Origin of the sequence: Staphylococcus sp. NWU MK-U1, from assembly GCF_033283505.1 — a bacterium.
Classification (GTDB): domain Bacteria; phylum Bacillota; class Bacilli; order Staphylococcales; family Staphylococcaceae; genus Staphylococcus; species Staphylococcus haemolyticus.
The window spans coordinates 260,963-274,456 of sequence record NZ_JAVSMG010000002.1 but is presented as its reverse complement, the minus strand read 5'-3'; the positions used below and the strand labels follow the sequence as shown (position 1 = coordinate 274,456).

The following is a 13,494-nucleotide window of genomic DNA, read 5'->3' as shown; positions in this document are numbered from 1 at the left end:
ACAAATAAAGTTTTAACTCGAATTATTAAAATTAATCCATAAAGTCTTTTAATCTCTTACTTCGACTTGGATGTCTAAGTTTTCTTAGTGCTTTTGCTTCAATTTGACGAATTCTTTCACGTGTAACACCAAAGACTTTACCAACTTCTTCAAGTGTTCTTGTTCGACCATCGTCTAAACCAAATCTTAAGCGTAAAACATTTTCTTCACGGTCAGTAAGTGTATCTAAAACATCTTCTAATTGTTCTTTTAAAAGTTCGTAAGCTGCATGGTCAGATGGACTTTGAGCCTCTTGGTCTTCAATGAAATCACCTAAATGACTATCATCTTCCTCACCTATTGGTGTTTCTAATGATACTGGTTCTTGAGCAATTTTAAGAATTTCACGTACTTTTTCTGGAGGTAAATCCATCTCTTCCCCGATTTCTTCAGGTGCAGGATCACGACCTAAATCCTGTAATAATTGTCTTTGAACACGTATTAACTTATTAATTGTTTCAACCATGTGAACTGGAATTCTAATTGTACGTGCTTGGTCGGCAATCGCTCTTGTAATTGCTTGTCGAATCCACCAAGTTGCATAAGTGGAGAATTTGAATCCTTTACTAAAATCAAATTTCTCAACAGCTTTTATTAATCCCATGTTGCCCTCTTGAATTAAATCAAGGAATAACATGCCACGTCCAACATATCTTTTTGCGATACTTACAACTAGTCGTAAATTAGCTTCAGCTAATCTAGACTTAGCAATCTCATCACCTTGCTCAATTCTTTTAGCTAATTCAATTTCTTCTTGAGCACTTAGTAGATTAACTCGACCAATTTCTTTTAAGTACATTCTTACAGGGTCATTGATTTTAACACCTGGAGGGGCACTTAAATCATTTGGGTTTAATTTTTCATCAGTATCTGAGCTATCTTTCTCATTTACTAAACTAATATCATTATCATTTAATTGGTCAAAGAAATCATCCATTTGATCAGAATCCATATCGAAATTTTGTAATTTTTCGGCTATTTCCTCATGACTAAGGTGACCTTCCTTTTTACCTTTATCGATTAATTGTTTCTTAACATCTTCTAATGTTAATGTCGGATCTATTGTTTGTTTTTTAATTTTAACTTGGTTATCAGACATGAAAAGGCCTCCCAATAGTAATATATGCTTTCAAACAAGATATTTAATTATATAATATTTCAATATAATAAGAAAAGTATTAATAAAAATTCATAATAATGGTAACATTTCATATTCAATATTTGAATGTTTAATAACAATTATATTTAAACGACATCACATTTATTAAATATTACTTATGTTCCATATCTACCCGTTAAAAACGCATAATAACCATTATACAATAATGGTTATTAAATAGAAATACTATTTATATGATTTATTAAAGTATGCAATTTCATAGCAGTTTTTATCATAATGAGTTACATACGAGCTTTATTTTTATTAACGATTTGTTCCAAATAATATTTTTGCAATTCTACGTCGCCTATCCGTGACGCTTCACGTAATTTATGATTTAATTCTTCAAGTGTATCTCCATACTTTGATTCATTGATGACATTCATGTAATCTTCTATTTCACTATCATAAGGCTCTTGATTTAAATCATAATTATCCAAAGCGATAATTGCATCTCTCAAATTATCATTATCTGTGTAAAGTATCATATCGCTAATTGTATAACTGTCATTTTCAGCGTAAAAATCTTCTAAAACACTATATATACGTTTGAAAAATTGATTATCAAAGTCATCACTTTCAAGTTGCTTATGATAATTTAAGAATAAGTCTTTATCATTCATAAAATGTTTAAGTAAGGCTCTTTCAGCGCTTTCATGTTTTGATAAATGACTAAATAAATTATTTGTATTATTTTGTATTTCACTATCATATGATTGATAATCATTAAAATGAGGTTCGTTAGGAATATATTGTTGTTGATTCAACACATTGCTATTTAGAGTATTAGAATCAACATTAAATATATGTGCTACATCTTTGATTATCTTATTCTGCAAAATTTGAGAATTCATTAATGCAATATCTTGGGTAACTTCTTTAAGATAACGTTCATAAGCTAAGTCATTATTAGCAATTTCATCTCTGTGTTTATTTACTTTATAAATGATAAATGATTTCTTTTCATTATTTACATATTCAAGAAATTTTTCATTACCATATTTTGATATATACTCATCTGGATCCATATCTTTAGGTAATTGAACAACAAAAACATTAAATCCTTGTTGTAAAAGGTGTTGCCCAGTTTTAATTGTTGCTTCTTGACCAGCGAAATCACCATCAAACATTAGAGTAATATGAGATGTTAATTTTTTTAGAACATTAATGTGTTCATCTGATATAGCTGTTCCCATACTTGCAATGACCGGTTTTAGACCTGATGAATCGGATTTAATTACATCCATAAATCCTTCTAATAATATGGCTTCATCATTTTTTCGTATATCCTTTCTAGCATTATCAAGATTATATAATAATCTTCTCTTTTGAAATATGGGAGTTTCCGGGCTGTTTAAATATTTAGGTTCTTGATTATTATATGTTCTACCTGAATAGCCTACTATACGACCCTGAGCATTATTTAAAGGGAACATAATGCGATCTCTAAACCTATCAAAATAGCTGAAATTTTCTTCATTTCGTGATAAAAGACCAGCTTCGTACGCGAGTTCTATATCATACCCTTTTTGTTGTAAAAAGTCATGACAAAAGTGAGTATGATTAGGCGCATAACCAATACCACGTGATTTAATAAGCTCTTCAGTAAAACCACGTTTTGTTAGATAATTTAATGCATCTTCACCTTCTACTGTCTTAAGCAAAGCATATTGATAATATTCATTCATTAATTCATGCATCTCAATCATTGTTAAATCATCCGATGCTATTTGACTTGTATAGTCACTACTATTACCAATATCAACTGAAATGTTAATTCTTTCTCCAAGCTCTTTTACAGCCTCTACAAATGATAAATCTTTTATCTCTTGAGTAAATTGAAAGACATTACCACCTTTTTTACAACCAAAGCAATGACAAATCTGTTTATCTTCAGATACAGTAAACGAAGGCGTCTTCTCATCATGAAAAGGACACAAACCAATGTAATTGCGTCCTCTCTTTTCTAATTTTACATATTCACTTACTAAATCCAAAATATCGGTCTTATCTTTAATTTCATTAATTACTGATTGTTCAATACGCAATATATATCACCTATAAATTGTAGTCATAATATTATACTTTGTTTAAAGATAAATTAAAACTATTTTGATTGGCTTTCGATTATGTTAATTACATCATTAGCTGTTTCTTCAATTGCTTTATCAGATACATCAATGACTGCACATCCAATTCTGTCTACGATATCTTCGAAATATTTAATCTCTTCTTTAATACGTATTTCATTAGCGTATCTAGCTGAATCACCTAATCCGAGCTGTTTCAAACGTTGTTTTCTAATACGATTTAATTTTTCTTCACTAATTCTTAAAGCGATGCATTTTGATGAGTCAATGTCAAATAACATGTCCGGTGGGGTTACTTCAGGTACAATTGGAACGTTCATCACTTTATAACTTTTATGGGCTAAATATTGAGATAAAGGAGTTTTAGATGTTCTTGAAACACCAATTAATACAATATCCGCTTTAGGTAATCCTTTAGGGTCTTTTCCATCATCATATTTTACCGCAAACTCAATCGCATCAATTTTCTTAAAATAAGCGTCATCTAAACGATGGACTCTACCAGGTTGATTATATGGATTCTCATCAAAAGCATCTTTCAAATAGCCCATCAATGGTCCCATAATATCAATAGAACGTAACTTATTAGTACCTATCTTACTTTCCAAATAAGTTTTCATTTTTGGTTTAACTAACGTATAAACTATAATTGCATTTCTGTCATTTGCTACTTGAATAACTTCATCAATATCCTCTTTTGTCTCTATATAAGGATACCTTAAAAATTCATGTTTACATTCCTTTGGATTGAATTGAGAAATACATGCTCTTGTTACTAATTCAGCAGTTTCTCCAATTGAATCAGAAGCGATGATTATCTTTATATTTTCCATCGTTCTACCACCTATTCTTTAAATAATGATACAAATAATTTTGCAATTGTTGTTTTTGAAATTCTACCAGTGACTTGATATTTATTATTACCTTTATTTTTTACAATGGGTATTGAGTCGATTTCTTTCTCTATCATTTGATCTGCAGCATATATAATAAGTTCATCTTCTTCTAAATAAGTTAAGTTAGGCATTCTAGACATGTTTACACTGATAGGCATTGTATGAATATCCTCACCAATCATAGATGCTCGTAACAAATCCTTTCTTGAACAAACGCCTATAAAATCATTGTGCTCATTTGTAATGAATAAAGTACCTGCGTCTTCTAAAAAGATGGTACAAATAGCATCATAAACAGTCATATCTTCTTTTACAATGACTGGTGGAGACATATAGTCTTTAACAACATATTGGCGTAATTTATCGGTCATTAATTTGTTTTTTGATTTTCCTGAATAATAATAACCAACTCGAGGTCTAGCTTCTAAAAAACCGGACATAGTTAAAATTGCTAGGTCAGGTCTTAGAGTAGCACGCGTTAAATCTAATTTTTCGGCAATGTGTTCTCCAGTGATGGGTCCACCGCTTTTGACTATTTCAATGATTTGCTCTTGTCTTTTACTAAGTTCTATAGGTCTTCACCCCTTTTTTATTCACGTCTATTATACCTATTTATTTATGTAGCTACAAATACATATAATTTCTTGCTATTAAATAATCAATCTATTAAACTAATAGTAAGCGAGTTAAGGATGGTGTAAGCTTAACAATTTTAATTTGGCTAATATTAAAACTTTATAAAAGAGAGTGGCTACACTAATTTGGGTGGAACCGCGGGTTATTAAGGTATCAACTATATTAAAACAATATAGTAAAATAAATTAACTCGTCCCAAGATAATGATAAATGTAATTAATACATTTATTTATTGTCTTGGGGCGTTTTTATGTATTAAATAAGGAGAGATTATATGGTTAAAGATATGGAAACAATTGTATCATTAGCGAAACACAGAGGATTTGTATTTCCTGGTAGTGATATTTATGGTGGATTATCAAATACATGGGATTATGGCCCATTAGGTGTTGAATTAAAAAATAACGTAAAAAAAGCATGGTGGCAGAAGTTCATAACTCAATCACCATTTAATGTTGGTATTGATGCTGCAATTTTAATGAATCCTAAAACTTGGGAAGCTTCAGGTCACTTAGGTAACTTTAATGATCCTATGATTGACAATAAAGATAGTAAGATTCGTTATCGTGCAGATAAATTAATTGAAGATTACATGCAAAAAGAAAAAGGCGACGAAAACTTTATCGCTGATGGTTTGAGTTTCGAAGAAATGAAACGTATTATTGATGATGAAGGTATTGTGTGCCCGGTAAGTGGAACTGCTAATTGGACAGATATTCGTCAATTTAATCTGATGTTTAAAACATTCCAAGGTGTTACAGAAGATTCTACAAATGAAATTTTCTTAAGACCAGAAACTGCACAAGGTATTTTTGTGAATTACAAAAACGTGCAACGTTCTATGCGTAAAAAATTACCATTTGGTATTGGTCAAATTGGTAAGTCTTTCCGTAATGAAATTACACCAGGAAACTTCATCTTCAGAACTAGAGAATTCGAACAAATGGAATTGGAATTCTTCTGTAAACCTGGTGAAGAAATTGAATGGCAAAATTATTGGAAAACATTTGCTAGTCAATGGTTAAAAGATTTAAATATCAATGAAGAAAACATGAGATTGCGTGACCATGACGAAGAAGAGTTATCTCATTACTCTAATGCTACGACAGATATCGAATATCGCTTCCCATTTGGTTGGGGTGAATTATGGGGTATCGCAAGCCGTACTGACTTTGACTTGAAAAAACATAGTGAACATTCAGGTGAAGACTTTAAATATCACGACCCTGAAACAAACGAAAAGTATGTTCCATACTGTATTGAACCATCTCTTGGTGCTGATCGTGTTACATTAGCATTCTTATGTGATGCATATGAAGAAGAAGGTGTTGAAGGAAGCAAAGATGCACGTACAGTGATGCATTTCCACCCTGCTCTAGCACCTTATAAAGCGGCTGTTTTACCATTAAGTAAAAAATTATCTGAAGAAGCTATTAAGATTTTCGAACAATTAAGTTCTAAATTTGCAATTGATTTTGACGAGTCTCAATCAATTGGTAAACGTTACCGTAGACAAGATGAAATTGGTACACCTTATTGTATTACATTTGATTTTGACTCATTAGAAGATAATCAAGTTACAGTACGTGACCGTGATTCAATGGAACAAGTGCGTATGCCTATTTCAGAATTAGAAACATTTTTAGCTGAAAAAGTGGCATTCTAATAAAATAAGAATAATTAGTACTAACCCCACCTCAAATTTCTTTGTGGTGGGGTTTTAAGTGTGAATATTGTTGTATATTAATATTCTATACGTTTAAGTTGGTTAATTAGCTTTTGACCTTTGAAGTATATGCCTGCATATTCTTTATAGATTAATAATATTAATTCAGACATTTCATCTAATATTTCTTGACTAATGTTAAATTGATTCATTTTATCAATGGGTAATTTTTGTAAAACATCTAATAAGTATAACGTTTTGTTAGATATTCGAAAGGCATGTGGGTCTTTATATAATTCTGATTCAAGAATAGTTCCATCATATACAAAACTATACGCAACTAATTTTGATTGATCAAAGCTATTTGAAATAGCTGAGTGATTAAAAAATGCTGTAAACCCAAAACGATTCATACATTTTAAAAGAACTATAATTGACATTAATTGAGCTGAATCACCATTTGAGATCTTTTCGAGTACGAAGTGTAAAAGTTTATAATGGAATGGTGAAATGTCATCATTATCCATAGAACGTTCAATTGTCTCTGCACATAACGTAGCATAACTACTATTATATATATCTAAACGTAAATCATAATATTGATTGATAACATCAACTGAACTTAATGTACCCATACCTTTCCATTTATTATAAATAAATAAGCCATACACAAATAGTTGCGTATGGGCTTGCAAACCTGTTTTTGATTTTTTAGCTCGTCTAACCATTAATGGTATTTTTGCACCATGCTCGTTTAATATTGTAATAATTTTATCAGATTCTCCATAATCTACGGATTTTATGATGATACCTTTTTGTTTTTCGAGCATAGTTTCACGACCTTCCTAAAATCAAATATTTTTAATCTTGATCTTCAATATATCCCATTTGACGAATAAAATTAACTTTATTTCGCCAATCTTTTTGAACTTTTACCCAAAGTTCCAAATAAACTTTTGAGCCTAGTAACATTTCAATATCATGTCTTGCTCTTTTACCGACTTCTTTTAGTTTTTTGCCACCTTTACCGATAACAATACCTTTTTGTGAATCTCTCTCAACAAAAATAGTAGCTTCAACTCTAACACGCTCGTCATTTTCTTTAATCATTCTATCTACATTTACGCCTATTGCATGCGGAATTTCTTCACTAGTTAAATGTAAAATTTTCTCACGAATGATTTCACTGACAACAAACTGTTCAGGGTGATCTGAGATTTGATCATCTGGGTAGTATTTTGGACCTTCAGGTAAATATGTTTTCAACACATCTATAAAATGGTCAACATTTAGTCCTTCTAAAGCTGATATTGGTACGATTTCAGTAAAATCCATGTATTTTTGATATTGTTCTATTCTTGGCATTAAAGCATCAGGATGAACTAAATCGATTTTATTTAATACTAAGAAAACGGGCGTCTTAACATTTTTTAGCATTTCCATGATATATTCATCGCCACGACCAATTTCTTCATTAACGTTAACCATGAACATGATTGCATCAATTTCAGATAGAGTATTTTTTGCAACACGCATCATATAATCACCTAATTTGTGTTTAGGCTTATGAATACCTGGTGTGTCTAAAAATATGATTTGCGCATCATTTCTAGTCATTACACCTTGAATTTTATTTCGAGTTGTTTGAGCCTTGTCGGACATAATTGCAATTTTATGGCCAATAACTCTATTCATAAATGTAGATTTTCCTACATTCGGTCTTCCTATTATTGAAACAAATCCTGACTTATGTTCTGTCATTTATTCTAAATCCTTTCCTGAAAAGCCATGTGGTAATAAATCTCCCACAGTTGACTCAAGTAATTCCCCTTTATGGTTTGTCATATATACCGGCATATCATCATCGCATAATTCTTTAAGTACCTGTCTACAAGTTCCGCAAGGAGAAGACGGTTTTTCAGAATCAACAGTTACTGTTATTGATTCAAAATCTCCAGGTCGATAACCTTCAGAAATTGCGGCCACTAAACTAGAACGTTCAGCACAAATGGTAGCAGGGTAAGCTGCATTTTCAACATTAGCACCATAGAACGTACGGCCGTCTTTGGTCTTTAAATAAGCACCTACTTTAAAGTTGCTGTATGGTACATACGCACGGCTTTGAGCCTCTCTAGCTTCTTGAAAATAATGTGATTGATAAGTCATTTAAACATCCCCTCTATAGTTAGAAAATATGAGGTAAAAATATAATTAATCCAGTTATTAAAGCGAATATTGATACCAACATAACGCTAAATGCGGCAATATCTTTAGCCTGTTTAGCAAGTTCATGATAATCCATTGTAACCAAATCAACTACACATTCAATTGCAGTATTAACTGCTTCTAAGGTTAATACTAAAAAGATGGCTAGTAATATAAATAACCACTCTATAGCATTCAATTGATAAATATAACCTAAAATAATTGTTATAAAAGCAATAATGATATGAAGTAAATAATTATGATCTTTTAGAAGAAGCGTTTTTAACCCATCATACGTATGTTTGAATCGTTTGATATGTTTAATCTCTAGTCAATCCATACGCGTTTAGTATAGTGTCTTGACGGCCAAACATTACTTTCTCATCTTCTTCATTCATATGATCATAACCTAATAAGTGTAAAAATCCATGAAGCGCTAAAAATCCAAGTTCTCTTTCAAATGAATGGCCATAGGAGTCAGCTTGCTCTTCAGCTACATTAGTGCAGATAATAATATCACCGAGAACTCTAGGCATATCTAGTCCAACAATTTCTGGTTCGTCTTCTTCAAGAGCGAATGAAATAACATCTGTTACTTTATCTTTATCGCGATAAGTTTTATTTATTTCTTGAATTTCATTTTTATCTACGAATGTGATTGAAAGTTCAGCATCCTCGTTAATTTGCTCTTGCTCTTTAGCAAAATTTAGTAAATCTTCAATCTGATGATACCAAGATTCATTTACCAGGTCTGTATGATCATTAAAATCAATTGTAAACATTTAAATGTCTCCTTCATAGCGATCAATTATTTTACTTACTAACGGGTGTCTTACAACATCACTTTGATCTAATTGCATAATATTAATTCCTTTGACACCATGTAATTTTTTGACTGCTTCTTTAAGTCCACTTTTAACACCTTTTGGTAAATCGATTTGAGTTTGATCTCCTGTTACTACCATTTTAGAACCAAACCCAAGTCGTGTTAAGAACATCTTCATTTGAGCATGCGTTGTATTTTGAGCTTCATCCAAAATCACAAACGCATCATCAAGAGTACGACCACGCATATAGGCTAAAGGCGCAATTTCAATAGTACCTCTCTCTATAAATCGGGCTGTTTGTTCTCTTCCTAATACAGTGTTTAATCCGTCATAAAGAGGTCTTAAATAAGGGTCTACTTTTTCTTTTAAATCACCGGGTAAAAATCCTAGAGACTCTCCTGCTTCAACAGCTGGTCTTGTTAATACAATCCGTTTTACTGAGCCCTTTCTTAGTTGTTTAGCTGCATATACCACTGCTAAAAAAGTTTTACCAGTACCTGCAGGCCCAATGCCAAAGACTAAGTCATTATTCTTCATTGCATTAACATATAGTCTTTGACCCATAGTTTTTGCTCTAATAGTTTTTCCATAAGCATCTTTTGTTATTTCTTCATCATATAAATCAATAAGGTGATGTATTGTATCATTTTTAGCCATTTTTATTGCAGCTTCTACATCTTTTAATGTAATTGTGTTACCCATTTCAATTACTTTTAATAAATTTTTAAGAACTAATTCTGACTTTTCTACAGGCTCTATTTTTTGGCCTTTGACTGCTATTTCTTGGCCACGAGCATGTATTTCGACATCAAATGCCTCCTCAATCGCATTAATATGTTCATCATTATTACCAATTAATGCTTGAGAATGGTTAATATCGTCTATTTGAATTATTCCTGGCATACAAGCGCTCCTTTTCACTTAAACAATGTAAAATCTTTTGATTATATCAGTTTCACTTAAGATTCAAAAATTAAACATGATTTGTTAATCTTCAAAAAAGTAAAACTAAATTGAGTTTAGTAAATTAACTTTCATTTAAATTTTACTAAAGTCTGTTAAAGTATACAAATTTAATTGGCTTTGTGTGCTGATTTATTAAATTGTAATATGAGCCATTCTTTTAATTAAATAAAACAACCCGAAAATCATTTAATAATGAAATTCGGGTTACATATAATTTTAAATTATAAAATAATAACATTTATTCAAATTATAATTGTTTAGGTTTATTGAGAATTTCTTGCCATAGAATACCATTTACAACAGGATCATTATCAAACTGAAAACTTTGATGTGTCATATCTTGTTCTATTGCTTTACTATTTATCAATTGTTTTAATCTATAGCGTTTTGTACGTTCAGATAGATTTTTATCATTGATAATAGCTCTTGCTTTATTTTCAATTCTAGAAAGTTGTTTTTCTTTTTCACGATCGATTTCTGTACGTACGTTATATAAATCGTCTACAAGTTGTTTTTCTAATTCTTTTTGAAGTTTATTCGAGTCTCTATTGCTTTCGCGTGAATTAGCAGATTGACGTGTTTCTCTTTCAACTCTGCCACGTTGTCTTGCAGAACGCTCTAATTCCTCTGGTACGCTCTCTTTTTCGATTTCTTTTTCAAGTTTTTGATCCTGATAAACACGTTTTGTGTTAGTTTGTTTATTTTTCTTTTGTTGGTTAGATGGTTTATCTTCGTTTGTAAATTCCTTTTCTAACTCACTAAATGCTTCTTCAATTTGCTCAAAAAAACCTTTTTCATGCGTTTCTTTTTTGTCAGAAGTTGACTTTTTTGGCTGAGGGGGTCTTTGATTTTTTCTTTGTTCATGACTTTTATCCCTCATCGCACTAATACCTGTAACAATTATGGATATTATAAAAATTATAATACCAATATTCATCTAATCACCCCTTAAATTTTACTTTGGTGATTCATCTTCATTTTGTTCAGTACGTTTGTTTATCGCATTTCTCATGCCAGTGTCAGCCTCTACGTTTTTTAAATTGTAGTAATCTTTGACACCCAAATTACCTTCACGTAATGCTTCTGCCATCGCAAGTGGAACTTCAGATTCTGCTTCAACCACTTTAGCACGCATTTCTTGAACACGCGCTTTCATTTCTTGTTCAGAAGCTACGGCCATAGCACGGCGTTCTTCAGCTTTAGCTTGTGCAATATTCTTATCTGCAAGTGCTTGTTCTGTTTGTAAGTCAGCACCGATATTTTTGCCAATATCTACGTCAGCGATATCAATAGATAAAATTTCGAAGGCTGTACCTGAATCAAGACCTTTACTTAAGACAGTCTTAGAAATATTATCAGGGTTCTCAAGTACTTGTGTATGATGCTCACTTGAACCAATAGTAGAAACAATACCTTCACCTACACGAGCAATGATTGTTTCTTCTCCTGCACCACCAACTAAACGAGAGATGTTGGCGCGTACTGTAATTCTAGCTTTCGCTTTTACTTCTATACCGTTCATTGCAACACCAGTAATAAACGGTGTTTCAATTACTTTAGGGTTTACAGACATTTGAACTGCTTCAAGAACGTCACGTCCAGCTAAGTCAATAGCTGCACCACGTTCGAATGGTAAGTTAATATCTGCACGTTGAGCAGCTATATTCGCATCGACGACTCTATCGACATTACCACCCGCTAAATAATGTGATTCTAATTGATTTGTTGTAAGGTTCAAACCTGCTTTATGTGCTTTAATTAGTGGACCAATTACCTTACGTGGAGATACTCGACGTAATCTCATACCTACCAATGTTCCGATACCTACTTTAACTCCAGCAGCAATTGCTGAAATCCAAAGTCCTACTGGGACAAATGAGAATAACACTAGTAAAGCAATAACAATGATAACTGCTATAACTATAATGCCTAATCCAAACATTTAACCACTCCTCTAAGTATTTTCAATTTCTCTAACAACAACTCTAGATCCTTCTACCTCAAGAATTTTAACTTCTTTATTTCTTAGAATAAAAGCGCCATCTGATACGGCATCTATTCTTTCATTATCAAGCGTTATAATTCCTGCAGGTCTTAAATCTGTCACAGTACGAGCTGTTTGACCAACTAAATGAGAACGATCATCGTGAGATCTATATCCTGCTTCTGAATTAGTAGAATCTTTTAACACAACTTTATCTAAAAATGGAATTTTCCTTTTAAACCATTTCACTAATATCACCCATTCAATAATTGCCAATATTGACGCAATCACAACGTTTAATAGCATCAAGAGAATGTTATCTCCTAACATTATTATGCTAAGTATAATCAGTGATATACCAATAATGCCTATGACCGCACCAATGACAAATAATTCAATAATAACGAGTATTGCTCCAACGAAGAATAGCAATAAAGAAATCAGATTAACATCACCGTTTATTAAAAAACCGAGAAAGAGAATTAAAAGTGCAAGCATTGCAATAATTCCTGCAAAATTAATACGCTTCGAATACAATTGATATAAAAAGCCTAAAAAAATGATACATGTTAATATAAGTGATATTAATGGACTCGTTACGAACTGGGATAGATTATTAAATAAATTATTAGTGGTTAAAATGGAATTGATAATTGTATGTATTGCATTGAAATAGTTCACAATTTCACCTCGCTCTCAATTCCGATTATACATGAATACACTTAGTTATAATAGTGATAGTAGAATCTTTAACATAAAAAAGCTCTCGACTAGTTAAACTAATCGAGAGCATATATATAATTAATATTCTTGTTGAGGGAGTCAACAGAGTTATTAATTATTTGAATTTACGTTTACGTGCAGCTTCTGATTTCTTTTTACGTTTAACACTTGGTTTTTCGTAAAATTCACGTTTACGTACTTCTTGGATAGTACCACTTTTAGATACTGAACGTTTAAATCTACGTAATGCATCTTCAAGTGATTCATTTTTACGTACTACTGTTTTAGACATCTGTATTTCCC

15 protein-coding genes are annotated in these 13,494 nt (G+C 31.6%); 1 reads left to right on the top strand and 14 read right to left on the bottom strand.

Going from position 1 to position 13,494, the window contains the following annotated elements; translation table 11 throughout:
* Positions 1-31: 31 nt before the first annotated feature.
* The 4 genes from rpoD to SBL16_RS04385 all read right to left on the bottom strand — a co-directional run bounded on the left by rpoD (position 32) and on the right by SBL16_RS04385 (position 4,756).
* On the bottom strand, positions 32-1,138 hold the full coding sequence (gene rpoD / locus SBL16_RS04400; RefSeq protein ID WP_011275651.1) for an RNA polymerase sigma factor RpoD: 1,107 nt from the start codon (positions 1,136-1,138) through the stop codon (positions 32-34).
* Between the two features lie 302 nt (positions 1,139-1,440).
* The gene (gene dnaG / locus SBL16_RS04395) at positions 1,441-3,246 is read right to left on the bottom strand and encodes a DNA primase (RefSeq protein WP_317952906.1); all 1,806 of its coding nucleotides are present in this window, start codon (positions 3,244-3,246) and stop codon (positions 1,441-1,443) included.
* 59 nt (positions 3,247-3,305) lie between these two features.
* On the bottom strand, positions 3,306-4,121 hold the full coding sequence (locus SBL16_RS04390) for a pyruvate, water dikinase regulatory protein (protein ID WP_107613775.1): 816 nt from the start codon (positions 4,119-4,121) through the stop codon (positions 3,306-3,308).
* Positions 4,122-4,132: 11 nt separating this feature from the next.
* Positions 4,133-4,756 (bottom strand): helix-turn-helix transcriptional regulator, encoded by a 624-nt coding sequence (locus SBL16_RS04385; protein WP_075140644.1) that lies wholly within the window; start codon positions 4,754-4,756, stop codon positions 4,133-4,135.
* Between the two features lie 338 nt (positions 4,757-5,094).
* Here SBL16_RS04385 and SBL16_RS04380 point away from each other — a divergent pair, with 338 nt between their 5' ends.
* Positions 5,095-6,486: a glycine--tRNA ligase gene (locus SBL16_RS04380; RefSeq protein WP_037536605.1), complete on the top strand. Its 1,392-nt coding sequence runs from the start codon at positions 5,095-5,097 to the stop codon at positions 6,484-6,486.
* Between the two features lie 77 nt (positions 6,487-6,563).
* On the opposite strand, the gene recO is transcribed toward SBL16_RS04380, so the two are convergent.
* From recO to rpsU, 10 genes are all read right to left on the bottom strand, one after another.
* Complete coding sequence (gene recO / locus SBL16_RS04375) at positions 6,564-7,316, bottom strand: DNA repair protein RecO (protein ID WP_317952905.1); 753 nt, start codon at positions 7,314-7,316, stop codon at positions 6,564-6,566.
* 31 nt (positions 7,317-7,347) lie between these two features.
* Positions 7,348-8,247: a GTPase Era gene (era, locus tag SBL16_RS04370; protein ID WP_037536609.1), complete on the bottom strand. Its 900-nt coding sequence runs from the start codon at positions 8,245-8,247 to the stop codon at positions 7,348-7,350.
* Positions 8,248-8,652: a cytidine deaminase gene (cdd, locus tag SBL16_RS04365; protein ID WP_011275644.1), complete on the bottom strand. Its 405-nt coding sequence runs from the start codon at positions 8,650-8,652 to the stop codon at positions 8,248-8,250.
* A gap of 19 nt (positions 8,653-8,671) precedes the next feature.
* Positions 8,672-9,007 carry a diacylglycerol kinase family protein gene (locus SBL16_RS04360; protein WP_107612081.1) on the bottom strand — a complete coding sequence of 112 codons (336 nt, stop codon included), beginning with the start codon at positions 9,005-9,007 and terminating at the stop codon, positions 8,672-8,674.
* A gap of 4 nt (positions 9,008-9,011) precedes the next feature.
* Positions 9,012-9,473 carry an rRNA maturation RNase YbeY gene (gene ybeY, locus SBL16_RS04355; protein ID WP_107612082.1) on the bottom strand — a complete coding sequence of 154 codons (462 nt, stop codon included), beginning with the start codon at positions 9,471-9,473 and terminating at the stop codon, positions 9,012-9,014.
* Positions 9,474-10,421: a PhoH family protein gene (locus SBL16_RS04350; protein ID WP_037550663.1), complete on the bottom strand. Its 948-nt coding sequence runs from the start codon at positions 10,419-10,421 to the stop codon at positions 9,474-9,476.
* Between the two features lie 310 nt (positions 10,422-10,731).
* Positions 10,732-11,421, bottom strand: a complete 690-nt coding sequence (locus tag SBL16_RS04345; RefSeq protein ID WP_107612083.1) for a hypothetical protein — start codon at positions 11,419-11,421, stop codon at positions 10,732-10,734.
* An 18-nt stretch (positions 11,422-11,439) separates the two neighbouring features.
* Positions 11,440-12,426 carry a flotillin-like protein FloA gene (gene floA / locus SBL16_RS04340; protein ID WP_037550667.1) on the bottom strand — a complete coding sequence of 329 codons (987 nt, stop codon included), beginning with the start codon at positions 12,424-12,426 and terminating at the stop codon, positions 11,440-11,442.
* A 12-nt stretch (positions 12,427-12,438) separates the two neighbouring features.
* Positions 12,439-13,110, bottom strand: a complete 672-nt coding sequence (locus SBL16_RS04335) for an NfeD family protein (protein WP_390897037.1) — start codon at positions 13,108-13,110, stop codon at positions 12,439-12,441.
* Positions 13,111-13,306: 196 nt separating this feature from the next.
* Positions 13,307-13,483, bottom strand: coding sequence for a 30S ribosomal protein S21 (rpsU, locus tag SBL16_RS04330; RefSeq protein ID WP_000048060.1), 177 nt, complete (start codon positions 13,481-13,483; stop codon positions 13,307-13,309).
* Positions 13,484-13,494: the final 11 nt, after the last annotated feature.

Excerpts from the sequence above, each read along its gene's own strand:
- rpoD (WP_011275651.1), bottom strand. The coding sequence starts at position 1,138 with ATGTCTGATAACCAAGTTAAAATTAAAAAACAAACAATAGATCCGACA.
- SBL16_RS04390 (WP_107613775.1), bottom strand. The coding sequence starts at position 4,121 with ATGGAAAATATAAAGATAATCATCGCTTCTGATTCAATTGGAGAAACT.
- SBL16_RS04380 (WP_037536605.1), top strand. The coding sequence starts at position 5,095 with ATGGTTAAAGATATGGAAACAATTGTATCATTAGCGAAACACAGAGGA.
- recO (WP_317952905.1), bottom strand. The coding sequence starts at position 7,316 with ATGCTCGAAAAACAAAAAGGTATCATCATAAAATCCGTAGATTATGGA.
- era (WP_037536609.1), bottom strand. The coding sequence starts at position 8,247 with ATGACAGAACATAAGTCAGGATTTGTTTCAATAATAGGAAGACCGAAT.
- cdd (WP_011275644.1), bottom strand. The coding sequence starts at position 8,652 with ATGACTTATCAATCACATTATTTTCAAGAAGCTAGAGAGGCTCAAAGC.
- ybeY (WP_107612082.1), bottom strand. The coding sequence starts at position 9,473 with ATGTTTACAATTGATTTTAATGATCATACAGACCTGGTAAATGAATCT.
- SBL16_RS04350 (WP_037550663.1), bottom strand. The coding sequence starts at position 10,421 with ATGCCAGGAATAATTCAAATAGACGATATTAACCATTCTCAAGCATTA.
- SBL16_RS04345 (WP_107612083.1), bottom strand. The coding sequence starts at position 11,421 with ATGAATATTGGTATTATAATTTTTATAATATCCATAATTGTTACAGGT.
- floA (WP_037550667.1), bottom strand. The coding sequence starts at position 12,426 with ATGTTTGGATTAGGCATTATAGTTATAGCAGTTATCATTGTTATTGCT.
- rpsU (WP_000048060.1), bottom strand. The coding sequence starts at position 13,483 with ATGTCTAAAACAGTAGTACGTAAAAATGAATCACTTGAAGATGCATTA.